This is a genomic window from bacterium (genome assembly GCA_016703265.1).
Lineage (GTDB): Bacteria > Krumholzibacteriota > Krumholzibacteriia > LZORAL124-64-63 > LZORAL124-64-63 > CAINDZ01.
This window is the reverse complement of the sequence record JADJCK010000001.1, coordinates 272,195-296,746: the sequence shown is the minus strand read 5'-3', so window position 1 is coordinate 296,746 and position 24,552 is coordinate 272,195. Positions and strand designations below refer to the sequence as shown.

At 68.4% G+C, this 24,552-nt stretch carries 21 protein-coding genes, 4 tRNA genes, 1 other RNA gene and 1 pseudogene; all 27 read left to right on the top strand.

The window, feature by feature from the left end; all coding sequences use genetic code 11:
* Positions 1-98: 98 nt before the first annotated feature.
* The 27 genes and pseudogenes from IPG61_01410 to IPG61_01280 all read left to right on the top strand — a co-directional run bounded on the left by IPG61_01410 (position 99) and on the right by IPG61_01280 (position 24,485).
* A complete protein-coding gene (locus tag IPG61_01410) occupies positions 99-833 on the top strand; it encodes a sugar transferase (GenBank protein MBK6732750.1) in 735 nt (244 codons plus the stop codon).
* Positions 834-984: 151 nt separating this feature from the next.
* On the top strand, positions 985-2,010 hold the full coding sequence (locus IPG61_01405) for a Gfo/Idh/MocA family oxidoreductase (protein MBK6732749.1): 1,026 nt from the start codon (positions 985-987) through the stop codon (positions 2,008-2,010).
* A 44-nt stretch (positions 2,011-2,054) separates the two neighbouring features.
* A complete protein-coding gene (locus IPG61_01400; protein ID MBK6732748.1) occupies positions 2,055-3,197 on the top strand; it encodes a glycosyltransferase family 4 protein in 1,143 nt (380 codons plus the stop codon).
* 40 nt (positions 3,198-3,237) lie between these two features.
* Positions 3,238-3,313, top strand: a tRNA-Gly gene (locus IPG61_01395).
* A 134-nt stretch (positions 3,314-3,447) separates the two neighbouring features.
* Positions 3,448-3,522 (top strand) — tRNA-Cys (locus tag IPG61_01390).
* 108 nt (positions 3,523-3,630) lie between these two features.
* Positions 3,631-3,717 (top strand) — tRNA-Leu (locus IPG61_01385).
* 59 nt (positions 3,718-3,776) lie between these two features.
* The gene (locus IPG61_01380) at positions 3,777-4,937 is read left to right on the top strand and encodes a glycosyltransferase (protein MBK6732747.1); all 1,161 of its coding nucleotides are present in this window, start codon (positions 3,777-3,779) and stop codon (positions 4,935-4,937) included.
* On the top strand, positions 4,934-5,893 hold the full coding sequence (locus IPG61_01375) for a glycosyltransferase (protein MBK6732746.1): 960 nt from the start codon (positions 4,934-4,936) through the stop codon (positions 5,891-5,893). Before IPG61_01380 ends, IPG61_01375 begins: the two co-directional genes overlap by 4 nt.
* A 219-nt stretch (positions 5,894-6,112) precedes the next feature.
* The gene (gene dnaK, locus IPG61_01370; GenBank protein ID MBK6732745.1) at positions 6,113-8,056 is read left to right on the top strand and encodes a molecular chaperone DnaK; all 1,944 of its coding nucleotides are present in this window, start codon (positions 6,113-6,115) and stop codon (positions 8,054-8,056) included.
* A 283-nt stretch (positions 8,057-8,339) separates the two neighbouring features.
* Positions 8,340-9,281 carry an RNA polymerase sigma factor RpoD/SigA gene (locus IPG61_01365; GenBank protein ID MBK6732744.1) on the top strand — a complete coding sequence of 314 codons (942 nt, stop codon included), beginning with the start codon at positions 8,340-8,342 and terminating at the stop codon, positions 9,279-9,281.
* A gap of 91 nt (positions 9,282-9,372) precedes the next feature.
* A tRNA-Val gene (locus tag IPG61_01360) sits at positions 9,373-9,451 on the top strand.
* A 128-nt stretch (positions 9,452-9,579) separates the two neighbouring features.
* Positions 9,580-11,499: a threonine--tRNA ligase gene (thrS, locus tag IPG61_01355; GenBank protein MBK6732743.1), complete on the top strand. Its 1,920-nt coding sequence runs from the start codon at positions 9,580-9,582 to the stop codon at positions 11,497-11,499.
* A 337-nt stretch (positions 11,500-11,836) separates the two neighbouring features.
* A complete protein-coding gene (locus tag IPG61_01350) occupies positions 11,837-12,334 on the top strand; it encodes a translation initiation factor IF-3 (GenBank protein MBK6732742.1) in 498 nt (165 codons plus the stop codon).
* A 56-nt stretch (positions 12,335-12,390) separates the two neighbouring features.
* Positions 12,391-12,597 carry a 50S ribosomal protein L35 gene (gene rpmI, locus IPG61_01345; GenBank protein ID MBK6732741.1) on the top strand — a complete coding sequence of 69 codons (207 nt, stop codon included), beginning with the start codon at positions 12,391-12,393 and terminating at the stop codon, positions 12,595-12,597.
* Between the two features lie 57 nt (positions 12,598-12,654).
* A complete protein-coding gene (gene rplT / locus IPG61_01340; GenBank protein MBK6732740.1) occupies positions 12,655-13,008 on the top strand; it encodes a 50S ribosomal protein L20 in 354 nt (117 codons plus the stop codon).
* An 87-nt stretch (positions 13,009-13,095) separates the two neighbouring features.
* Positions 13,096-14,121, top strand: coding sequence for a phenylalanine--tRNA ligase subunit alpha (pheS, locus tag IPG61_01335; protein ID MBK6732739.1), 1,026 nt, complete (start codon positions 13,096-13,098; stop codon positions 14,119-14,121).
* Entirely contained in the window at positions 14,118-16,574 is a 2,457-nt protein-coding gene (locus IPG61_01330) for a phenylalanine--tRNA ligase subunit beta (protein ID MBK6732738.1), read from the top strand. The genes pheS and IPG61_01330 overlap by 4 nt, the downstream gene beginning before the upstream one ends.
* Positions 16,575-16,626: 52 nt before the next feature.
* Complete coding sequence (gene zapB, locus IPG61_01325; GenBank protein ID MBK6732737.1) at positions 16,627-16,896, top strand: cell division protein ZapB; 270 nt, start codon at positions 16,627-16,629, stop codon at positions 16,894-16,896.
* A 92-nt stretch (positions 16,897-16,988) separates the two neighbouring features.
* A pseudogene (locus IPG61_01320) lies at positions 16,989-17,252 on the top strand (cell division protein ZapA).
* 48 nt (positions 17,253-17,300) lie between these two features.
* Positions 17,301-17,476, top strand: a non-coding RNA gene (gene ssrS / locus IPG61_01315) — 6S RNA.
* A gap of 57 nt (positions 17,477-17,533) precedes the next feature.
* Positions 17,534-19,096: a ribonuclease Y gene (gene rny, locus IPG61_01310; protein MBK6732736.1), complete on the top strand. Its 1,563-nt coding sequence runs from the start codon at positions 17,534-17,536 to the stop codon at positions 19,094-19,096.
* A gap of 65 nt (positions 19,097-19,161) precedes the next feature.
* Positions 19,162-20,037 carry a bifunctional 5,10-methylenetetrahydrofolate dehydrogenase/5,10-methenyltetrahydrofolate cyclohydrolase gene (locus IPG61_01305; GenBank protein ID MBK6732735.1) on the top strand — a complete coding sequence of 292 codons (876 nt, stop codon included), beginning with the start codon at positions 19,162-19,164 and terminating at the stop codon, positions 20,035-20,037.
* Entirely contained in the window at positions 20,024-20,950 is a 927-nt protein-coding gene (locus IPG61_01300) for a polyprenyl synthetase family protein (protein MBK6732734.1), read from the top strand. Before IPG61_01305 ends, IPG61_01300 begins: the two co-directional genes overlap by 14 nt.
* Before the next feature lie 29 nt (positions 20,951-20,979).
* Entirely contained in the window at positions 20,980-21,423 is a 444-nt protein-coding gene (locus tag IPG61_01295; GenBank protein ID MBK6732733.1) for a divergent PAP2 family protein, read from the top strand.
* Positions 21,424-21,489: 66 nt separating this feature from the next.
* Positions 21,490-23,418, top strand: a complete 1,929-nt coding sequence (locus IPG61_01290; protein ID MBK6732732.1) for a 1-deoxy-D-xylulose-5-phosphate synthase — start codon at positions 21,490-21,492, stop codon at positions 23,416-23,418.
* A complete protein-coding gene (locus IPG61_01285) occupies positions 23,415-24,323 on the top strand; it encodes an NAD(+)/NADH kinase (GenBank protein ID MBK6732731.1) in 909 nt (302 codons plus the stop codon). The genes IPG61_01290 and IPG61_01285 overlap by 4 nt, the downstream gene beginning before the upstream one ends.
* Positions 24,324-24,485: a hypothetical protein gene (locus IPG61_01280; GenBank protein ID MBK6732730.1), complete on the top strand. Its 162-nt coding sequence runs from the start codon at positions 24,324-24,326 to the stop codon at positions 24,483-24,485.
* The last annotated feature ends 67 nt before the right edge of the window (positions 24,486-24,552 follow it).

The following is a 24,552-nucleotide window of genomic DNA, read 5'->3' as shown; positions in this document are numbered from 1 at the left end:
ACCCCAGCGGAAGGACCGCATGGAACATCGCTAACGCGTTCTCAGCCTTTCAGGGCAACTTACAACGTCTTTGCTTCGGCAAAGGGAGATAGTGCACCATGAAGGATGACGCGGCAGCGGTGGCGGTCGTTGGCGGCTCTTATGCGGTCAGTGCACCCCGGCTCTTCATTCCAGCCGACACCACGCGTTACTACGGCAACCAGGGTCGCCTGAAGCGGCTCGTGGATGTCGTCGTAGCCGGTTTGGCGTTGGCGGCCATTTCGCCCCTGTTCCTGCTGATCTGCCTGCTGATCAAGCGGAGCAGTCCAGGACCTGTGCTGTTCGTTCAGGAACGGCTGGGTCGCGACGGCCGGCCGTTCAAGTTCTACAAGTTCCGCTCGATGGTCCACAACAGCGACGACACCATCCACCGGCAGTTTGCCGCCATGTTCATCAATGGCGACGAAGGCGGCTGCGCGGCGTCCAATTCGGGCGAGAAGGTGTTCAAGCTGAAGCGCGACCCGCGCATCACGCCGATCGGTGCCTTCCTGCGCCGCACCAGCCTGGACGAACTGCCCCAGCTGCTCAATATCATCCGGGGCGACATGTCCCTGGTGGGCCCGCGCCCGCCCATCGCCTACGAGATCGAGAACTACCAGCCGTGGCACATGGAGCGGCTGAAGGCCGTGCCGGGCCTGACCGGCCTGTGGCAGATCTCGGGGCGCAGTTCCGTCAGCTTCGACGAGATGGTCCGCCTGGACATCCGCTACATCAACGAGTGGTCGTTCCGGAGAGACCTGGCCATCATCGCCAAGACCGTTCCGGTCGTTTTTCGGGGCACCGGCGGGTATTGACCCGCCGCGGCGGTCGCGCGTCGGCTGACGCTTGACCGCCTGCGGCTCGCGGTACATCCTGCAGAGGGATTCTGTTCCACAAACTGCCGGTCAGCGCGCGTTCGCCCCGCGGGGGCCGACGTCCGCGACCGCGCGAGGAAGGCGGGCGGGCATGATCAAGATGGGTGTCATCGGTTGCGGTTACTGGGGACCGAACCTGATCCGGAATTTCGCGGCTCAGAAGGGCGCCCAGCTGGCGTACATCTCGGATCTGGACGAGAAGCGCCTCAACCATGTCGGCCTGCTGTATCCCTCGACGATCAAGACCACGAACTACCGGCAGATCCTCGAGGATCCCGAAGTGCAGGCCGTGGTCGTGGCCACGCCGATGACCACGCACTACCCCCTCGGCCGCGAGGTCCTCGAGGCGGGCAAGCACCTGTTCCTGGAAAAACCCATGGCGACGACGAGCGCCGACTGCCGCGCCCTGAACGCGCTGGCGGCCAAGCGCGGCCTGCAGGTGATGGTCGGCCACACCTTCGTCTACACGCCCGCCGTTCGTAAGATCAAGACGCTGATGGAAGCGGGGGAACTGGGCGAGATCTACTACGTGAACATCTCGCGCGTGAACCTGGGCATCTTCCAGAAGGACGCGAACGTGGTCTGGGACCTGGCGCCCCACGACGTCGCGATGCTGAACTACCTGTTCGGTGCGGACCCGGTCTCCGTGAGCGCGGTGGGCCACTGCTACGTGCAGAAGGAACTGGGCATCGAGGACGTGGCCTTCGTGACGCTGGAGTATCCGGGCGGACGCCTCGTGCACATCCACGTCAGCTGGCTGGACCCGAACAAGATCCGCTTGTGCACTTTCGTCGGCAGCCGCAAGATGCTGGTGTACGATGACGTGTCGCCGTCGGAGAAGATCCGCGTCTACGACAAGGGCGTCGACGTGCAGCCGCACTACGAGAACTTCGGCGAGTTCCAGCTCCTGTACCGCTCGGGCGACGTGTTCATCCCGCGCCTGGACACCGTGGAGCCGCTGAAGGCCGAGACCGCGCAGTTCCTCGACGAGATTCGCGGCACCGCCTCGCCGCTCAGCTCGGGGGACCACGGACTGCGCGTGGTGCAGGTGCTGGAAGGCGCCTGCCTCTCGATGAAGGAGAACGGCCGGCGCATCGACTTGAAGTACGATGCCTGACCTGCATGACGACGCCTGATCCGGGCGCGGGCGGGGAGGACCGGGTGCCGGGACAACTCATTCGCGTGGCCATGATCGGGCAGAAGGGTTACCCGCCGGTTCACGGCGGCATCGAGAAGCACGTGGCCGAGCTGGCGGCGCGCCTGCCCGGCCACGGCTTCTCCGTCGAGATCTACAGCCGGCCCCATTACAGCGCCCTGGACGGCGAGAGCGGCCTGCCCGGCGTCTCCGTCCGGCGGCTGCCGTCCATTCCGACCAAGCACCTCGATGCGATCAGCCACACCGTCGCCGCGTCCTTCGACGTGCTGCGGCGCGAGGCCGCCATCGTCCACTACCATGCGCTGGGGCCGGGCCTGCTCTCGGGGGTGCCGCGCTGGCTGGGGCGCCGTCGCACCGTGGTCACCGTGCACGGCCTGGACTGGCAACGCGAGAAATGGGGACCGGTCGCCAGGGGCGTGCTGCGCGCGGGGGAGTGGGCCAGTGCCGCCCTGCCCGACCGCACCATCGTCGTCTCGAAGGCCCTGGCGGAACATTACCGGCAGTCGCACCACCGCAGCGTGGACTACATCCCCAACGGGATCGGGGCCCCGACGGTGCGCGCGCCCGAACACCTGGGCGCCCTGGGAGTGGACCGTCCGTTCGTCCTGTTCGTGGCGCGCCTGGTGCCGGAGAAGGGCTGCCACCTGCTGCTCGAGGCCTGGCAGGGGCTGCCGGCCGACCAGCGGGCCGCGTACCGGCTGGTCGTGGCCGGCGACGCCGGGTTCACACACGGCTACGCCGACCGCCTGCGGCGCGAGGCGCCTGACGACGTCCTGTTCCCGGGCTTCGTGAACGGTCCGCGGCTCGAGGAGCTCTATTCCGCGGCCTCGGTGATGGTGCTGCCGTCGACCCTGGAGGGCCTGTCGATCTCGCTCCTCGAGGCGATGAGCTACGGGCGGTGCTGCCTGGTCAGCGACATCCCGCCGAACCTCGAGGCGGGAGGCGACGCCGCGGCGTCGTTCCGCAGCGGCGATGCCGGCGACCTGCGGCGGGAACTGGTCGCGCTGCTGCGCGACGAACCGCGGCGACAGCGGCTGGGCCTTGCGGCGCAGGCCCATGCGCGCGAGAACTACGACTGGGACAGGGTCGCGGCCGATACGGCGGCCCTGTACAGGCAGTTGCTGGCGGGATCGTCAAAATCGATTTGACAAAGAGAGTGGCCGTTATTATTTGTTCTGGACCTTTCGAGCGGGCATAGCTCAGTTGGTAGAGCACTACCTTGCCAAGGTAGATGTCGCGAGTTCGAGTCTCGTTGCCCGCTCCAGATCGGACGGGGAGGATCCACCGGATCCTCCCCGTTTTTTTTGGCTCGATCCGGTCCTCCCCGTTTTTCGTTTCCGGCCCGGTCCGGTCCGGTTGACACGATCGCATCGAGCGAACATACTTCCCCGCTACGGAGGCGGCATAGCCAAGTGGCTAAGGCGACGGTCTGCAAAACCGTTATCCCCGGTTCGAGTCCGGGTGCCGCCTCCACCTGACGACATCGCATCATGCAGCCACGGCCTGGCGCCGTTTTTTTTGTGCTGATTGACAGCGCAGGCCCGGATTCCGATGATGGGCGGCGGCAAGGCGACATCCCGGGCCGGGATGGCGAAACGGGTAGACGCAAGGGACTTAAAATCCCTCGGAGCCAGCTCCGTGCCGGTTCGAGTCCGGCTCCCGGCACCACCGCCGATTCCCGCTGCGCGCCGGCCGCGCGCGGGACCTGAGCCCCAGGGAGTATCCGCGTGCGCCTGGCGTTCCTTTCCATCGGTCGCCACATCCACACCGAACGGTGGATCCGCTGGTTCGCCGCGCAGGGGCACGACTGCCACCTGCTGACCGTGCAACCGGGCGAGGTGCCCGGCGTGACGGTGCACGACATCCGGCGCGGGGGCGGGCCCCTTCCGTTCGGACATTTGAAGCCGGTCCGCTACGCGATGTCGCTGCTCGAGGTGCGCGCCTGCCTGCGCCGGCTGCGTCCCGACCTTCTCAACACGCATTTCCTGACCGGCTACGGCTACTGGGGGCACTACTCGGGCTTCCACCCGAACGTGCTGACCGTGTGGGGCGACGACGTCTACGTGACGCCGTTCGAGAGCGCGCTGAAGAACCGCCTGGCGCGCGCGGCGCTGCGCGGCTGCGATGCGTTGACGGGCGACTCGGCCGATATCCTCGCGGTGAGCGCAACGCTCGGCGCTGATCCGGACCGCAGCTTCCGTGTGCTGTGGGGCGTCGATTTCGAGGTCTTCCGGCCCGCCGATGCCGACGAGTGGCGACGCGCGCGCGGGTTCGCACCCGACGACCTGGTCTTTTTCTCGCCGCGCAGCTACACCCAGCCGTACTACAACATCGACATCGTCATTGCCGCCGCTTCGCGGGTGGCGGCAGCCGAGCCGCGGGCGCGCTTCCTTTTCAGCGGCTACGAGGGCGACCCGGCGCCGTTCGCCGCCATGGTCGAGGGCGCCGGCCTGTCGGGACGCGCTGTCGTCGCCGGGCGCCTGCCGCACGACGAGTTCGCGACAGCTCTGCAGGCGTGCGATGCCTTCATCTCCGTGCCGTCGGTGGATGCGACGGCCGTGAGCCTGCTCGAGGCGATGTCCACCGGCAGGGCCGTGATCGTCTCGGGCCTGGCTTCGGCCTGCGAGTGGGTGCAGGACGGCGTCTCGGGGCTGGTCGTCCCGCCACGCGATGTCGAGGCGCTGGCGGGCGCCATGCTGAAGCTGGCGGCATCCGCAGACCTGCGGACGGAGCTGGGCGCCGCGGCGCTTGTCGTGGCCCATCGTCACGCCGGGTTTGCCGGGAACATGCGCATCGTCGATCGCATCTTCGCACACCTGCTCGAGGGCACGCCGTGGCCGGCCGAGGCCAGTCTGGCGGCGCTGCGCGAAGGCGGCGGTGCGCCGTGATGATCTCGGTGGTCATTCCCACGCACAGCAAGTGCGCGCTGCTGAAGCGCACCCTGGCGGCGCTGGATGCCCAGGTGCTGCCGATCGGTACGGAGTGGGAGATCGTCGTCGTGAACGACGGTTCCACGGATGACACCGGCGCCTGGCTCGAGCAGGCCGGTGCAGGGCCCGGCTCACGGCTGCGGGTGGTGACGCCGCCGGCCAATGTGGGCCGCGCACGGGCGCGCAATCTGGGCGCCGAGGCGGCCCGCGGGCGCTGGCTGGTGTTCCTGGACGACGACATCGTGGCGCCGCCCGGGCTGCTGGCCGCGCACCTCGAACTGCTCGGGCGGCACCCGACCGACGGCACCATCGGTTACGCCGTGACCGCGCCCGAACTGGTCGACGCGCCGCACCTGCGCTACCTCGACACGCGCGGCGTGGCGCGGCTGGGACCGGGCCCGGCGCCCGGCCGCTACTTCGTCACGCAGAACGCGGCCGTGCCGCGCGCGGCGTTCGCCGCCGTGGGCGGTTTCGACGAGGCGTTCCTGTCGTACGGCTTCGAGGACATGGAGGTCGCGTTCCGGCTCGAGGACCGGGCCGGCGTGCGTTTCCAGTGCCTGCCGTCGCCGGTGCCGGTGCATGTCCATCACCACACCTTCAGCCAGCTGCTGGCCAAGCGCCGGGAATGCGGGCGCGGCTCGCTGCGCCTGCTGGCGGAGCGTCACCCCGGGCGCCTGCGCGAGATGTCGCTGCACCATGTCATCGACGGGCCGGGACAACCGAGCGCCGGCGCTGTCAGCCGCCTGCTGAGGGCGGCGCTGGACGCCGGCCTGGCGGCCCCGCTGACGCCCCTGCTGGCCCGCTGGCCCCTCGGGCGCGGGCCCCGGCCGCCCGCCTTCGGGCTCTATGTGCGCCTGATGAACCTGGCCGTGCTGGCGGCATACCGACAAGGCGTCAGGGAAACGGCGCGCTGAATCTGTCATAATGGCAGCTGTCGCGCGTCACAATGGCATGATGGCTGCGGTGGCAGCTGACGCCACCTCTGCCAAGCCCACCTGGCCGCAGTTTAATCAGAAGCAGGACAACAAGTTGACCGATTGCCGGCGCCATCGGGCACCGGGGCACGCCGCTTGTAATAGGGGACCTTGTACGTTGAAGGCATTCCCCAGCAATGGAAACGGAGCGCAGCGACCATGGGCAAGATCATCGGCATCGACCTCGGCACGACGAACAGCGTGGTTTCGGTGATGGAGGGCGGCGAACCGCAGGTCATCCAGAACAAGGAAGGCAACCGGACGACGCCTTCGGTGGTGGCCTGGAACAAGGCGGGCGAGCGGCTGGTGGGGCTGCTGGCCAAGCGCCAGGCCGTCTCGAACCCGACCGAGACCGTGTACTCGATCAAGCGGTTCATGGGGCGCCAGTTCGGCGAGGTCGGCAAGGAGATGTCCGAGGTCCCGTACAAGGTCGTGAAGGGCCCCAACGGCGAGGCGCGCGTGCAGACCAAGCACGGCGAATTCTCGCCCCCCGAGATCTCGGCGCAGGTGCTGCGCGCCCTGAAGGAGACCGCGGAGGACTACCTCGGCGAGACGGTGACCGAGGCGGTCATCACGGTGCCGGCGTACTTCAACGACGCCCAGCGCCAGGCCACGAAGGACGCCGGCAAGATCGCCGGGCTCGAGGTCAAGCGCATCATCAACGAGCCGACCGCTGCGGCGTTCGCCTACGGACTCGAGCGCAAGAAGGACGAGACGGTGGCCGTGTTCGACCTTGGCGGCGGCACGTTCGACATCTCGATCCTCGAGATCGGCGACGGCGTCTTCGAGGTGAAGGCGACCAACGGCGACACGCACCTCGGCGGCGACGACTTCGACCAGAAGGTCATCGACCACCTGGTGGACACGTTCCTGAAGAACGAGGGCATCGACCTGAGCCGCGACCCGATGTCGCTGCAGCGCCTGAAAGCGGCAGCCGAACAGGCGAAGCGCGAACTGAGTTCGTCCACGCAGGCCGAGATCAACCTGCCGTTCATCACGGCCGACCAGAACGGGCCCAAGCACCTGACGATGACGCTCACGCGCGCGAAGTTCGAGTCGCTGGTGGAGGACCTCGTCGAGCGCACCGTGGGGCCCTGCATCAACGCGCTGAAGGACGCCGGGCTGACACCGGCCGACATCGACGAAGTGCTGCTGGTGGGTGGCTCGACGCGCATCCCGGCGGTGCAGGCGAAGGTGCAGTCCATCTTCCAGAAAGAGCCCAACCGCACGGTGAATCCGGACGAGGTCGTGGCGATGGGCGCGGCCATCCAGGGCGGGATCCTGGCCGGTGACGACGTGGGTGACATCGTGCTGCTCGACGTCACGCCGCTGACGCTCGGCATCGAGACGCTGGGCGGCGTGCGCACGCCGCTGATCGAGCGCAACACGACGATTCCGACAAGAAAGAGTCAAGTCTTCTCGACGGCTGCAGACAACCAGCCGACCGTGGAAATCCACGTGCTCCAGGGCGAGCGCGAGATGGCCGTCGACAACAAGACGATCGGCCGGTTCCAGCTGACGGGGATTCCCTCAGCGCCGCGCGGCGTGCCCCAGGTCGAGGTCACTTTCGACATTGATGCGAACGGTATTCTCTCGGTCAGCGCCACGGACAAGGCGACCGGGAAGGCGCAATCGATCAAGATCCAGGCTTCGAGCGGACTGACGGACACGGAGATCGAGCGCATGGTGCGCGACGCGGCGGCGCATGCCGACGAGGACAAGAACAAGCGTGAGCTGATCGACGTCCGCAACGAGAACGAGGCCAGGGTGCACCAGTCGCGGAAGACCCTGAAGGACCTGGGCGACAACGTCGACCAGGCGGACAGGGACAACGTCGAGACCAAGATCAAGGCCTGCGAGGAAGTCCTGCGCGGGGAAGACGTGGCCATGATCCGGGCGGCAGGGGATGCCCTCCTGACGGCGGTCCAGGAAGTCGCGGCCAAGGCCTACGAGAAGGCCGGCCAGTCGGGGACGGCCGACCAGGCCAATGCCGGCGGGGCCGGGGCGGCCGGCGCGGCCGGCGCCGACGCCGCCGCGGGCGGTCCGGGCCGGGGCAAGTCCGGTGACGCCGTGGACGCCGATTACGAAGTCGTCGACGACTGAGCGGGCGTGTTCGGGACCGGGATTCATGCCTTCGGAGGGTCCCGGTCCGTCAACCTTGACAAAAAAGATCACAATTGATTTGACCCTCGTGGGCGCATCGGCTAAAATTGCGCCGAGTTCATTGCTGCGCTGCAAGATACGGGGTCGGATCGGGTACGCGACAACCGCACGGCGGCGGGAACTTTCGGGGTGGCGGGCGCGTATAAGGGATCTGTCTCGGCGGTGAAAAGTGGAACTGAGCCGTCAAGTAATGACGGGACGGCAACCACGCGCCGGCCGGAAGATGTTGGGATCGACCGGAGTTTCATCGACCGGAGTTCCCGGGCGCGGGCGCCCGGGCGGGGCCTGGGGCAGGCAAGGAGGACTTAGCGTGTACGAAGTCGAACTGAGCAGCGACCGCCGCGAGAGCCCGACCCTGCAGCACTACCTGCAGACCATCGGCAAGCATGCCTTGCTGACGCGGGAAGAGGAGTTCGAACTCGCGCGCCGGATCCGCGATGGCGACCGCGCGGCCCTCGACAAGCTGGTCAACAGCAACCTGCGTTTCGTGGTCAGCGTGGCCAAGAAATTCCTCAACCAGGGCCTCAGCTACATGGACCTGATCGCCGAGGGCAACATCGGCCTGATCACTGCGGCCAAGCGTTTCGACGAGCGGCGCGAGTTCCGGTTCATCTCCTATGCGGTGTGGTGGATCCGCCAGGCCATCCAGAAGGCGATCGCCGAGCAGACCAACACCGTGCGGCTGCCGATCAACCGCTCGCAGCAGGCGCAGAAGATCAAGCGGCTCTCGCAGAAGCTGGAACAGAAGAACCTGCGCCCCGTGTACCAGCAGGAACTGGCTGACGGCATGGGGCTGGACCTGCGGAAGATGCAGCAGATCCAGGCGGCGAGCCGCCCCCTGGTGAGCATCGACCAGCCGCTGTACGAGGACGAAGTGACGCTGGCGGACACGCTCAGCGATCCCGACGTGAGTTCGGCCGAACAGGACTACGTGGACGATGAGCTCGTCAAGGAGCTGGGCGAGGCCATGAGCCTCCTGACCCCGCGCGAGAAGGACATCGTTTCGCGGTACTACGGGCTGGGCAGCGAGGAAACCGCGTCGCTCGAGACGATCGGCCAGGACATCAATCTTTCGCGCGAGCGCGTGCGCCAGATCCGGAACCAGGCCCTCTCGAAGATGCGGCAGTACGGCCGCGGCAGCCGTCTGGTGGACTATCTCAGCTGACGCCGGGGTGCGTGGGTGAGGATGCAGTGCACGGTTCCCGGGGTTTTTCATTGACAGCCCGGGGTCCGGCGACTTAAATTCGCGCGCTGTTGGGCGATTAGCTCAGTTTTGGTTAGAGCGCTTGTTTGACAGACAAGAGGTCACTGGTTCGAGTCCAGTATCGCCCACCAACCGTTTCGCCATCAGGAGCCCGGTGCCGCCAACGCGGCGGCGGGCTCTTGTTGCAGAAGAGCCGGTTTTGCGGAACCGAAGACCCAGCAGCCACGGCCGCCACGGCCCGGCAGGACGGTAACCCGACATGTCCGAACTGACCCTGAAGCTGCCCGACGGCCAGTGCCTGACCCTCGAGGCCGGCCGCCCCTACGCCGACGCTGTTCGCCAGATCGGCGAAGGCCTGCTGCGCAACGCGCTGGCCGTTTCCGTGGACGGCGTCAACCACTCCCTGGCGGAGCCCGCGACCACCGGTGGCGCGCTGACGGTGATCACGCGTTCGGGCAAGGGCGGCGTCGAGACGCTGCGCCACTCGACGGCCCACCTGCTCGCGTGGGCGGTCCAGGACCTGTTTCCCGGCGTGAAGTTCGCGTTCGGGCCGGACATCGAGAACGGGTTCTACTACGACTTCGACCGCGACGAGGCGTTCTCGGAAGAGGACCTCGCGCGCATCGAGGAACGCATGCGCGAACTGGCTGCCGGCAAGGTGGCCATCGAACGCGCCGAGGTCAGCGCCGAAGAGGCGAGCGCGCTGTTCAGCGACCAGCCCTACAAACTGGAACAGATCGCCGAGCTGGGCGAGAAGCAGCTCTCGATCTACCGCATGGGCGGCTTCACCGACCTTTGCGAAGGCCCGCACGTGCCGGACACCACCGAACTGAAGGCGTTCAAGCTGCTGAACGTGGCCGGCGCCTACTGGCGCGGCGACAGCAAGCGGCCGATGCTGCAGCGCATCTACGGCACCAGCTTCTTCAAGAAGAAGGAGCTGGACGAGCACCTGGTGATGCTGGAAGAGGCTAAGAAGCGCGACCATCGCAAGCTGGGCCGCGAGCTCGACCTCTTCGGCATCATGGAGGAGGCCGGCCCCGGGTTGTCGTTCTGGTTCCCGCGCGGCGACCTGCTGCGGGAACAGATCATCGACTACTGGAAGGCCGTGCATCGTCGGCGCGGGTACCAGACCGTGACGACGCCGCACATCTCGCAGGCCGGCCTGTGGGAGACCTCCGGGCACATGCAGTTCTACAAGGAGAACATGTACGTGTTCGAGCAGGACGATCGGCCCTACGTAGTCAAGCCGATGAACTGCCCCGGACACATCCTGATGTACAAGCGGAAGACCCGCGGCTACCGCAACCTGCCGGTGCGCCTGGCGGAGCTGGGAACCGTCTACCGCGCCGAGCTGAAGGGCGCGCTGCACGGGCTCATGCGCGTGCGCGGCTTCACGCAGGACGACGGCCACATCTTCTGCACGCCCGAGCAGCTCGAGAGCGAGGTCAGCGACTGCCTGGACCTGGTCAAGGAGATCCTCGGCACGTTCGGCTTCGACGATTTCAAGGTCGAGCTGTCGGTGCGCGACCCGCTGAACAAGGACAAGTACGCCGGCACGGACGAGGAATGGGATGCCGCGGAGCGGTCGCTGGTCAATGCGCTCGAGAAGCACGGACTGGCCTACACCCGCGAGGAGGGCGAGGCCGTCTTCTACGGTCCGAAGATCGACGTCAAGCTGATCGACGCCATCGGCCGCCGCTGGCAGGCCAGCACGATCCAGTTCGACTTCAACCTGCCCCGGCGGTTCGACGTCCGGTACACCGACCACGACGGCCAGGAGCAGTACGTCTACATGGTGCACCGCGCGATCATGGGGTCGCTGGAGCGGTTCATCGGCATCCTGACCGAGCATTTCGCGGGCGACTTCCCGGTGTGGCTGGCGCCCGAGCAGGCCCGCGTGCTGTCGGTCAGCCGCGACCAGCACGCCTACGCCGAGGAAGTGGCCAACGCGTTGCGGGAAAAAGGCTTGCGTGTCGAATCGGATGTCCGGGAAGAGAAGATCGGGTTCAAGATCCGCGAGGCCGAGGTCATGCGCGTGCCCTGGATGCTGATCGTGGGCGGGCGTGAGGCGGAGACCGGACAGGTTTCGGTCCGGGTGCGGCACCAGGGCGACCTGGGCTCGCGTCCGGTGGCCGCGGTGGCGGACGATCTCCTTGACTTGGTCCGCAAACGGCAGTAGTTTTCACGATTGCAAAGCCGCCGCGGTACCGGTTGACCCCAGCCGGTACTTTGCGGAGGCACGCCAAGCAGAGGTCCGCCCTCTCACCGTTGCCGTCCTGTGAGCTGACCGCTGGTCCTTGCGACCAGAATGCGCCCCAAGGGGCGCCGGCCGGCCGGGAGCGGAGCGGTTGCCGAATCCGGATCCCCTTTCCAGGGGGGCCGGTGGCGGACCATTGTGTCCGCCTTTTTTTGTGTGTGATTCGCGGTGCTATTCTCGCCGCGAGGTTCACCGCAGGGCAGGTGGAAGCCAGGAGGTCAGGCTTATCAAGCAAGTCAAGGTGACCCGGGTCAACCGGATGATCAGGATCCCGCGTGTGATGGTCGTCGGTGAGGATGGGGAGCAGCTCGGTATCCTCGACACCACCGAAGCACTGACCATCGCCGAGGAGCGGGGTCTGGACCTGGTGGAAGTGGCGCCGGCCGCCCGCCCGCCCGTCTGCAAGATCATGGACTATGGCAAGTTCAAGTATGAGCAGGCGAAGAAGGCGAAGAAGGCGAAGCAGGCGTCGCACACGGTCAAGGTCAAGACGATCCAGTTCCGGCCCAAGACGGACGACCACGATTACGACTTCAAGAAGAAGCACATCGTGACCTTCCTGCAGGCCGGCAACAAGGTGAAGGTCGTCATGCGGTTCCGGGGACGCGAGATCTCCCACGTGGACCTGGCGCTGGATTTTCTCCGGCAGCTGGTCATTGAAGTTTCGGAATACGGGAGCCCCGAGTCCGAGCCGCAGCGCGAGGGGCGGCTGATCACGTTCGTGATGTCGCCCAAGCGGACGGTCACGCCTTCCTGACGGCGACGGTGCGGATCGAAGAGCCGGATTGCACACCGGAAAGAGAGAGTCGAGACATGGCCAAGGGCAACAAGATGAAGACCAACCGTTCGGCGGCAAAGCGTTTGCGGCTGACCGGCAACGGACGGGTCAAGCGGAGCAAGGCGTTCCAGGGTCACCTCTTCACCGCGAAGAGCCCCAAGCGCCTGCGCAACCTGCGCAAGGGAACCATGGTGGCCCCGAGCGACGAAGCGCGCGCCCGCCGGATGCTGGGCAAGGCATAAACGAACCTCCGCCTGCGGCCGGAACGGCCGGGCGGGGACCTGACGGGAGGCCGAACGATGCCAAGGGCAACAAATAATCCTGCCGCGAAACAGCGGCGGAAGAAGTATCTCAAGCGGGCGAAGGGCTTTGTCAGCGGGCGCCGCCGGCAGGCAATCACCGCCCGCGAGGCCGTGGACCGCGCTCTGGTCTACGCCTACCGCGACCGGCGCACGAAGAAGCGCGACTTCCGCAAGCTGTGGATCACGCGCATCAACGCGGCCGCGCGCATCAACGGGCTGAGCTACAGCCACTTCATCAACGGGCTGAAGAAGGCCCAGATCGACATCGACCGCAAGGTGCTCGCCGACCTGGCCGTCCACGACGCCGGGGCGTTCGCCAAGCTGGCCGAGGCTGCCAAGAGCGCTCTCTGACCGCCGTCGGGGTGCCCGGACCACATGTCTCCGGGCACCCGCTGACGCGCCGCAACTGCCGGCCTCGCCCGGCGAAGGGGACCTCCCATGCAGGAGACGATCGAACGCCTGCGCACCGAGGCGCTCGCCGCGATCCATGCTGCGGCAGACGATGCGGCGCTGGAGGCGGTGCGCGTCGGCGTGCTGGGACGCAAGGGCAGCCTGACCGGGCTGCTGCGCGGCCTGAAGGACCTGGACGCCGAAGCCCGGCGTGATGCCGGCGCGGCGCTCAACGCGGCCAAGGACGAGTTGACGGCGGCCCTCGAGGTTCGCCAGGCGTCGATCGGGAGCAGCCGGCCGGTTGTCTCGTCGGGTTACGACCTGACGCTGCCCGGGCGCGCACCGGCGCCGACCGGTTCGCGGCACCCGTTGCTGACCGTGCTCGAGAGCATCTGCGACATCTTCCATGGCATGGGCTTCAGCCGCGACGACGGTCCGGAGGTGGAGCTCGACTACTACAACTTCACCGCGCTGAACTTCCCGGACGACCACCCGGCCCGCGACATCCAGGACACGTTCTACATCAGCGACAAGGTGCTCCTGCGCACGCAGACCTCGCCGGTGCAGGTGCGCATGATGGAACGCAACGAGCCGCCTCTGGCGTGTGTGTTCCCCGGTCGCGTCTACCGCAACGAGAATGCGGACGCCTCGCACAGTTCCGAGTTCTTCCAGATCGAAGGCCTGGTTGTCGACCGCGCCGTGAGCATGTCCGACCTCAAGGACACCGTCGATACCTTCGTCATGAACTTCTTCGGCGGCTCGGCGGCCACGCGATTCCGCCCGCACTACTTCCCGTTCACCGAGCCTTCGGTGGAAGTGGACATGCAGTGCATCATGTGCGGCGGGAAGGGCTGCGGCGTCTGCAAGCAGAGCGGCTGGCTGGAGATCATGGGCGCCGGCATGGTGCACCCGAACGTGTTCCGCGCGGCAGGCTATCCTGACGACCGCTACACCGGCTTCGCCTTCGGCATGGGCATCGACCGTATCGCGATGCTCAAGTACGGCATCAGCGACATCCGCCTGCTGTACGAGAACGACCTGCGCTTCCTGAACCAGTTCCGAGGTGTGCAGTGAAGATCAGCCTCGATTGGCTCCGCGATTTCGTCACCTGGGACGACGAGCCGGCGCAGCTCGCAGCGCGCCTGACGGCGGCGGGTCTCAATGTCGAGGGCATCGAGACGATCAGCCGCACGTTCCCGGGCGTGGTCGTGGCCCGTGTGCTCGAACGCGAGAAGCATCCCGACGCCGACCGGCTCAGCCTGTGCCAGGTTGACGACGGTACGGGAGAACCGGTGCAGGTCGTCTGCGGAGCGCCGAACGTGCGCGCGGGCCTGGCGGTCCTCTTCGCGCGCGTGGGCGCGCAGCTGCCGGGCGATTTCCAGATCAAGAAGTCGAAGATCCGCGGCGTCGAGAGCTGCGGCATGATCTGTTCGGCGACCGAGCTCGGGCTGGGGTTGGACGGGTCCGGGATCATCGAACTGGACACGACCGAGCCGAACGGCACGCCGGCCGACGACCTGTACGGATTCCAGGACACGGTGCTCGAGGTCGAGGTCACGCCCAACCGGCCGGACTGGCTCAGCCATGTCGGCGTGGCGCGTGAAGTCGCGGCCATCTACGGCACGAAGATGTCGCTGCCTCCGCTGTGGAACGCCGTCGACGGCGGCGAGAACCTGGGCGTGAAGGTGCGCGTCGAGGACTACTCCGAGTGCGGGCGCTACACGGCGTGGGGCGTGCAGAACGTGAAGATCGGCCCGTCGCCGCGCTGGATGCAGGACCGCCTGCGCGCGATCGGCGCGAGGCCGATCAACAACGTCGTCGACATCACCAACTACGTGATGTTCGAGATGGGGCAGCCGCTGCATGCCTTCGATCGCGGGCAGCTGGCGGGCAGCGCCATCATCGTGCGACGCGCGCCCGAGAAGATGACCGTGACGACGCTCGACGGCCAGGAACGCGAGATCGAGGCCGGGACGCTGCTGATCTGCGACGAGAAGGGGCCGGTGGCGCTGGCCGGGGTCATGGGACTGGGCAACAGCGAGGTCACGGCGCAGACGACCGAGATCCTGCTCGAGAGCGCCTTCTTCAATCCGCAGCGCGTGCGCCGGGCCAGCCGGCGGCTGGGCCTCATCAGCGAGAGCTCGTACCGCTTCGAGCGTGGCGCCGACTGGGACATGGTCGAGCGGGCTGCCCTGCGCGCCCTGCACCTGTTGCAGGAGTATGCCGGCGCGCGGATCATCCCCGACTGGGCCGATCGCCACGACCCCGACCATCGCGCGGCCGATGCGCTGCCCCTTCGTGTCTGGCAGGTCAATCGCGTGCTCGGCACGTCGGTGACCACCGACCAGGTCGCTCAGATCCTGCAGCGCCTCGGGCTGAAGGTGCAGCCGATGGGCAATGCCGAGTCGATCAGTGCCGGCGCCGTCAACATGATGGTGCACGTGCCCAGCCACCGGCGCGACCTGGCGCTGGAGGTGGATCTGATCGAGGAGATCGCCCGCATCCACGGGCTGGACCAGCTGGCCGGGCGCGGCGGCTACCGGGTGCCCGGCGGCGCCGTGCGGCGGCCGCAGGACGTGGCCCGCGAGCGCCTGCGGGGCTGGCTCAGCGATTGCGGCTACGCGGAGATCGTCACGTCGAGCTTCATGGAAGTCACCGATCATGACCGGCTGGGGCTGCCGGCCGACGATGCGCGCCGCAAGACGCTGTCGGTGATCAATCCGCGGCACGGCGGCGACACCCAGCTGCGCACGCTCCTGGCGCCGTCGGCGTTGGACGTGGCCCGCCGCAACCTGAACGCGGGTGCGACGCCGCCCCTGCGGTTCTTCCAGGTGAACCGGGTGTTCCGGCCGGGCCTGCCGCTCGACCGCGAAGTCCGGCACGCCGATGAGGCGCTGCTGCCTGCCGAGCCCGAGTTCGTGCAGCTGGTGGTGGCCGGGTGGCGCGAGACCGGCCTGGGCGGCGTGCCCGCCGACCTGCTGGAATTGCGGGGCTCCGTCGAGGCGCTGGCCGCCCACCTGCGCGTGCCGCTGAGCCTGGAGCCGGGCTGCGATGAAGTCTGGCTGGACGCCGGAGCCTCGTGGCGCGTCCTGGACGGCGACGGGAAGGTGGTCGGTTCGGCCGGTCGCGTGTCGTCCGCCGTGCTGGAGGCGTTCGACGTGGACGCGCCGGTGGCCGTGGCCGAGGTGCGCCTGGATTGCCTGGACCTGAGGCCGGCACCGGCCCGGTTCGAGCCCTTCACCCGGTTCCCGGCCGTCAAGCGCGACCTGTCACTCCTGGTGCCCGCGGGCGTTGCCTTCGGGCAGGTCCAGGCGGTCGTCACCGAGGCGGGCGGGCCGCTGCTCGAATCGTCGGAACTCTTTGATATTTATCGTGGGAAGGGCATTCCGGAAGGTCTTGCGGCCTTTGGAATTCGCTTGAAGTTCCGCTCGGCCAAGGGTAGCCTGAAGGGCGAAGCGGTTGACGCGGCGATCGGCCGGATCTTAGGTGTCCTGAGGGACCGCCTGGCCATCGAACCGCGGGGTTGAACCGGCTGCCGAGGCGGCCGGACCGGCACCACAAGGAAGTGAGCGGGCGACCATGGATGACAACCTGCATCTCTTGGAAAGCAAGGTTCTCGAGGCAGTTGGCCTGATCAAGGAGCTGCGCGCCGAGAACGGTCGATTGACCGCCCGCTGTGACGAGCTGGCGGCCCAGGTCGCGGACCTGGAAGACAGCCGTGCGCGGCTGAGCGAGGAACTGGCGGGGGCAAAGGCCACCTCCGGTGATGTCGAAGGTTACGAGGAGAAGAGGAAAGAAGTCGAGGACAGGGTCGGTGGCCTCCTGCAGAAGCTCGCAGCCCTCGGATAGGGCTGCGGGTGGAGGACGACCCCGGCCGGCGCGCGCCGGCGGGGATGGACCCTGGATGACCGGGAGCACCGGCGTGCTGCGGAAAGCGGTCCATGCAGGAACCTGAGAGCGTGACGGTCAGCATTTTCGGCAAGGAGTACACCCTCAGGGGTGCCGCCGATGCCGATTATGTGCGGGAGGTGGCGGCATTCGTCGACCTGCGCATGAACGAGGTCGCGCGCGGCACACCCGTGGCGTCGACCGCGCGGGTGGCGATCCTGGCCGCCGTGAACATCGCCGACGAACTGCTGCGGGAACAGAAGCGGCGGCTCGAGGACCAGGTCACGCTCGAAGATAGATCCGAACAACTCACCCGTCTCCTGGTGCGGGAGATGGCGGGAGACCGTCCCTCAGAAACCGGTGGTGATTCCCTGCCCGGCGCGTGATGGGTCGTACAAGTGAGCCAACATTTCGACAGAGGGACCCCGGAGTTCCCGGTACAAGCCACAGCCCTTCGGGGATGAGCGAAGATCGGGACAGGGGACCCACCTGGAGCAACACGGTTCAGTTGCTCCGGCTCACACGACCGGGCGGGGTAACTACCGGCCTACCCGATTGTCGATCCTCGTTTCCCATGTGATAGGGAACAGGAGAGGCCATGGCTCAGATTCCGGTGTATGTACCGGCGGCGCTTGCGGCCGCAGTCTTCTATGCGCTGGGTTGGCAGGTGACCCGCCGTCGCGGTGACCGCTTGCACGGGCAGTCGCTGGCGGCGCGCGAGAAGCTGCTTGCCGATGCCCGTCAGGAGGCGGCCGCCGTCGTCAAGGCCGGCGAACTGGCGGCGCGCGAGGAAGCGTTCCAGGTCCGGGAGAAGTTCGAGGCCGAGACCGAGAAGGTCCGCCGCGAATCGCGGTCGCGTCAGGAGACGCTGGACCGTCGCGAGGACAGCCTCGACAAGAAGGCTGCGCTGGTGGACCAGAAGGAAGCGCGCCTGGCTCAGTTCGAGGACGACCTGCGCCGCCGCGGTGTGGAGGTCGATCGCGATCGCACCGCTGCCGCCGCGCTGGTCGAAGCCCGCACCCGAAAGCTGGAGGAAGTGGCCGGCATGACGGCCGAGGGCGCCCGCCAGACCCTGACCGAGAGCATGGTGTCCGAGGCGCGGCACGCCGCGGCGCGAACCGTACAGCAGGTTCGGGAAGAGACCGAGCGTTCGGCGCGTCGCGAGGCCGTGAAGATCCTGAGCCTGGCCGTGCAGCGCTACGCGGCCGAGCACGTGGCCGAGACCACGGTTTCGGTCGTCGACCTGCCGAGCGACGACATGAAGGGCCGCATCATCGGCCGCGACGGGCGCAACATCCGCGCCTTCGAGCAGGCCACCGGCATCGATGTCATCATCGACGACACGCCCGGCGCCGTCATCGTGTCCGGATTCGACCCGGTGCGGCGCGAGATCGCGCGGCAGTCGCTCGAACTGCTCGTGCGCGACGGTCGCATCCACCCGGCCCGCATCGAGGAAGTGGTGCAGAAGACCGGCGAGGAACTGCGCGAACGCATTCGCGAGATGGGCGAGCAGGCCTGCCTGGAACAGGGGCTGAAGGCCGTAAACCCTGAGCTGTTCCCCTATGTCGGGCGCCTGCACTACCGCACCAGCTACGGCCAGAACCTGTTGAAGCACTCGGCGGAAGTGGCCGCGGTGGCCGGCGTGATCGCCAGCGAACTGGGACTGGATCCGAAGCTGGCGCGCCGCTGCGGGTTCCTGCACGACGTCGGGAAGGCCGCCGACCACGAGTTCGAGGGGCCGCACGCGGTGATCGGCGCGCGCCTGTGCAAGAAGTTCGGCGAGGACGCGACGGTGGTCAATGCCGTGGGCGCCCATCACCAGGATGTCGAGGCGGCATCGCCGTACACCTACATCACCGCGGCCGCGGACGCGGTGTCCGCCTCGCGGCCCGGCGCCCGGCGCGAGAGCGTCGATTCGTATGTCGAGAGGCTCGAGCACCTCGAGCAGATCGCCGAGAGTTTCGACGGCGTCGAGAAGTCGTATGCGATCCAGGCCGGGCGCGAAGTGCGCGTGCTGGTCAACCATACGAAGGTCTCGGATGCCGAGGCGGCGCTGCTGGCCGAGGAAGTGAGCCGCCGCATCGAGGCGGAGCTGGAGTATCCGGGGCAGATCCGGATCATGGTCATTCGGGAAACGCGCGCAACGGCCGTGGCCCGCTAGGGCCCGTTGCGCAGAGCGGTGGCGGCACGTCCGGCGCCAGGCAGGGAGGCAGGGTGGAGACTCTGATGCTCAAGGGCGCCCCGGTGCGGGACGCCGTGTTCGCGGCCCTGAAGGTCAAGGTGGCGGCCGCGCGGCGGCGCCCTGGACTGGCCGTCGTGCTGGTGGGTGACGACCCGGCCTCGGCCGTGTATGTCAGCCACAAGGAGAAGGGCTGTGACGAGGTCGGTTTCCACCACGTCACGCACAGGTTGCCGGCGTCGACACCCCAGGACGATGTGCTGGCCCTGATCGCCCGCCTGAACGCCGACGCGGCGATCGACGGCATCCTCGTGCAGCTGCCGTTGCCCCGGGGCATCGACCAGGAGGCCGTGCTGCTGTCCGTGGACCCGCGCAAGGACGTGGACGGCTTCCACCCGGCAAATCTCGGCCGGCTCGTGGCGGGGCGGCCCCGTTTCGTGCCGTGCACTCCCAAGGGGATCCTGCGGCTGCTCGAGCACTACGACCTGCCCACGGCCGGCAAGCGGGTGGCGGTGGTCGGGCGCAGTGTCATCGTGGGGAGACCGGTCAGCCTGCTGCTGTCGCTCAAGGGTGCCTTCGGCGATGCCACGGTGACCATGTGCCACTCGGCGACGCGCGACCTGGCGGCGGTCACTTCGTCGTGCGAGGTGATCGTGGCAGCCATGGGCGTGCCGCGGGCCTTGGGCGCCGCGCACATCGCGCCCGGCGCCGTGGTCATCGACGTGGGCATCAACCGCATTGCCGATCCATCGCGGCCGTCGGGCGAGCGGCTGGTGGGCGACGTGGACGAGTCGGCCGCGCGCGGCCTGGCCGGGGCGCTGACGCCCGTGCCGGGCGGCATCGGGCCCATGACCATCGCCATGCTGCTGGAGAACACCTGGGAAGCCTACGCCCTGACGGAGGGCTGCGATGCCGGTCGCTGAGTCGCCGCCGGCGCCCGGGCTCAGGCACGCGCTGGCGCGCGAGCGCCGCGACGTGGAACGCTGCCTGTCGGCGGCACTGCGGGCCGAAGGCGGTGTGCCGGTCCTGCTGCGCCGCGCGATGGCCCACAGCCTGCTGGGCGGCGGCAAGCGGTTGCGGCCCGTCCTGCTGCTGTGGGCGTACGACGCGGCGGCGTCGCGGCGGCGGCCTGTGGTCGCCCGGGCCGACGCCATGCAGGCGGCGGCTGGGCTCGAGATGATCCACACCTATTCGCTGATCCATGACGACCTGCCGGCCATGGATGACGACGTGTTGCGGCGGGGCCGGCCGACCTGCCATGTGGTGTTCGGCGAAGCCACGGCGATCCTGGCCGGCGACGGCCTGCAGGCCCGCGGCTTCGGCCTGCTCGCGGAAGCCGGCGGGCCGCGCGGCGGGGCGCTGGTGGCGCGCGTGGCGGCGGCGGTGGGGCCGGCCGGCATGGTGGGCGGGCAGCAGTCCGACCTCGAAGCCGAAGGTCAACCTGTGACCGCGGCGATGGTCGGCCGTATCCATCTGGGAAAGACGGCGCGGCTCCTGGCGGCGGCGCTGGCGGCAGGTGCGGAACTCGGCGGTGCCACGCCGCGCACCGTCGGCCTGGTCGACGGCGCCGGCCTCAAGCTGGGCCTGGCCTTCCAGGGTGCCGACGACCTGCTCGACGTCGAAGGCACGGCCGCCGAGCTGGGCAAGACGGCCGGGAAGGACGCCGCTGCGGGCAAGGCCACCTGGGTGCGCGTGGAGGGGCTGGAGGCGGCCCGGAGGCGCACCGAAAGGCTGGGCGGGCAGGGCCTCGACGAACTGCGGCGCGCGCTGCCGGCGGGGCCGGCGCGCGATCGGCTGCTGGAACTGGGCGCCCTGATGTGGCGGCGCGACCGTTGACACCAGCGGCCGTGCCCGGGGAGGCCTGAGTGGGCGAGTGGCCGCTGTGGGCGCTGGTAGGCGCGTGCGCCGTCGCGGGACAGTCCGCGAAGTTCGTGCTGTATTCGGCGGTGGCGCGACGGGCCGAGCCGTCGGCGCTGTTCCAGGGGTACGGCGCCCCGAGCCTGCCGGCGGCCGTGCTGGCCTGCCTGCTGACGCTGGTCACGATCCAGCGCGGCTGGGCCTCCAGCGAGGCATCGTTCGCGCTGGTCCTGGCGGTGGTCGCGGTGCACGACACGGTCAAGCTGCGCCTGGCCGCAACGAGGCAGCGCGAGATCGTGCACGCGATCGTGACGACCGAACCGGCAGCCGGTCCCCTGCGCAGGCGGGTGGCCGGTTACCTGGACCCCTTGAGCCACCACCCGGCCCACGTCCTGGCGGGGCTCGTGTTCGGGGTGCTGTTCGCGGTGGCCACGGCCCCGGGGGCGCGCTAGTCTGGGTTCCGGGCCTGCGGGTTCTGAAGGTCGATTTGCAGGGTTACTTCGGCGAAAGAAGGCGAGATGGGCGGGATCCTGCCCGGCATCAGCGGTCCTCAGGACATCAAGCACCTGACGGGTGATGAACTGACGCGCCTGTGCTCGGAACTGCGCGAACAGATCATCTCGTCGGTCTCGCGCACGGGTGGGCACCTGGGCGCGAGCCTGGGTGTGGTGGAGCTGACCGTGGCCCTGCACAAGGTCTTCGAGTCGCCGCGCGACAAGATCGTCTGGGACGTCGGCCACCAGGCCTACGGCCACAAGCTGCTGACCGGTCGACTGGCCGGCTTCGATACGCTGCGCCGCCGGGGCGGAGTCTCCGGCTTCCCGAAGCGCAGCGAAAGCGAGCACGACACCTTCGGCGTCGGGCACGCCTCGACGGCGATCAGCGCCGCGGTCGGCTACGCCGCGGCGCGGGATGCGCGCGGGGATACCCATTCGGTCGTGGCCGTGGTCGGCGACGGCGCCCTGACCGGCGGGCTTGCCTACGAAGGCCTGAACAACGCCGGGCAGCTGGGCACGAACCTGATCGTCATCCTGAACGACAACAAGATGAGCATCTCGCCCAACGTGGGCGCCATCTCCAAGTACCTGACGCGCATCACCAGCGGTCGCCACTACGTGCGCCTGGAAGCCGACGTCTGGGACCTGCTCGGCAAGATGCCGCGCGGCGGCAAGGCGCAGAAGCTGGCCGGCCGCATCAAGGAGAGCCTGAAGCAACTGGTGGTGCCGACCATCCTGTTCGAGGAGCTCGGCTTCAAGTACTACGGCCCGCTCGACGGCCACGACCTGCCGGTGCTCATCGAGACGTTGCAGGCGGTGCGGCAGCTGAAGGGTCCCATCCTGATCCACCTGATCACGGAGAAGGGCAAGGGCTACCATTTCGCCGAGCAGGACGACCAGCGCTACCACGGAGTGGGCAAGTTCGACAAGTCCGAGGGCATCAAGGTCGTGACGCCGGCAGTGCCTTCGTACACCGATGTGTTCGGCGAGACGATGTGCGAGCTGGCGGCCGCCGACCCGCGCGTGCACGCGATCACCGCAGCCATGCCGTCGGGCACCGGCCTCGACCGCCTGCGTGAACTGGAGCCGAAGCGCTGCCACGACGTGGGCATTGCCGAGGGCCATGCCGTCACTTTCGCAGCCGGCCTGGCCTGCGACGGTGCGCGGCCGGTCGTCGCCATCTACTCGACGTTCCTCCAGCGCGCGGTGGACCAGATCATCCACGACGTGGCGCTGCAGCACCTGCCGGTGGTGTTCGCCGTGGATCGCGGTGGCGTCGTCGGCGAGGACGGCCCCACCCATCACGGCGTGTTCGACCTGACCTTCCTGCGCATGGTGCCCGGCATGATGGTCATGGCGCCGCGCGACGAAGACCAGTTGCGGCACATGCTGGCGACGGCGCTGGCGCGCGAGGACGGCCCCAGCGCGCTGCGCTATCCGCGCGGCGCCGGGCTGGGCGTGGCCCTCGACGGTCCGCCCGTGCCGCTGCCCGTGGGCCGCGGCGAGACGCTGCGCGGAGGCGGCGATGCCTGCCTTCTGGCCGTCGGCACCATGGTGCAGGCGGCCCTCGGTGCAGCGGAACTGCTGGCGCGTCGCGGCTGCGAAGTCGAAGTGGTGGACATGCGGTTCATCAAGCCGCTCGACGCGGCGCTGCTGGCCGACGTCTGGCGGCGGCATCGCGAGGTCTTCACGATCGAGGAGAACACCGTCGTGGGCGGGTTCGGGGCCGGGGTGCTGGAGTGGGCTGCCGAACACGACGAGGCCCATCCGCCGCATGTGAGTTGCCTGGGCATCCCCGACGCGTTCCAGGAACACGCGACCCGGGCCGAGCTCCTGGCGGGCATGGGGCTGGATGCCGCCTCGCTGGCCGACCGCGTCGTGGCGCGGCTGGCCGAGTCGCGCCTCGGCGATGCCGACGGCGCCGGGAAGCGCGCCGGGAGCGCTTCGTGATCGCGGACGCGGCCGCGGCCGCTCCCCGCGCCATCGGGCTGTTCGGTAACGCCTCTAAAGCCGACCTGCCGCCGGCGATCGACGCGGCGCTGGTGGCCTGCCGTTCGCACGGCGTGGAATTGCTCGCGGCCAGTGAGCTGGCCGGTGTGGTGCCGCCGGAGGTGAAGGTGCTCGACGCGGCTGCGCTGGTCGAGGCTGCCGACGTGATCGTCGCCTTCGGCGGCGACGGCACGATGCTGCGCGCGGCGCGGGCTGTCGGCGGGACGGAAGTGCCGCTCCTCGGCGTGAACCTGGGCTCGCTCGGCTACCTGACCGACATCCCGCTGCCCCAACTGGACCGGGCCTTCGCCCAGCTGGCGGCCGGCGACTTCCACCTCGAGGACCGCTCGCAGGTGAGCTGCCGCGTGGACCGTAACGGCCGCGAGCAGGGTCGCCTGACCGCGCTCAACGACCTCGTGATCAACATGGGCCCCATGCCCCGCGCGATCGAGATGGAGCTGCGGCTCGACGGGGACTCGCTCGGGCATTTCCTGGGCGATGGCGTTGTCGTGAGCACGCCCACCGGTTCGACCGCCTACAACCTCTCGGCCGGCGGTCCCATCTGCCAGTCTTCCGTGCCCTGCCTGCTGATCGCGCCGATCTGCCCGCACGCCCTGGGCATGCGCCCGCTGGTGGTGCCCGAGCCGACGCTGATCGAGATCATCCTGCTGCGCACCGGTGAAGGCGCCGTCCTGACCGCCGACGGCCAGGAGACCTGCGTGCTGGAGGACAACGACCACCTGGCGTTCGAGCTGGCGGAGGCCCGTGTGCGCCTGGTGAAGTTCCCGCAGAGCAGCTTCTACCGGGTGATGCGGCACAAGCTGAACTGGGGTGGCCCGCGGCGGCGGGAACGGAAGGGGCGCTGAATGCTGCGCGAGTTGAGGATCGCCCACCTGGCGCTCGTGGACGAGGCGGTGCTGCCGCTGGGTCACGGCCTGACGATGCTGACCGGCGAGACCGGCGCGGGCAAGTCGCTCGTCGCCGGCGCGCTTCGCTGCTGGCCGGCGGCAAGGCCGACCCGAAGCTGATCCGCGAGGGCGAGGAACTGGCGTGGGTCGAGGGCGTCTTCGACCTGGAACAGAACGAGGCGGCGCT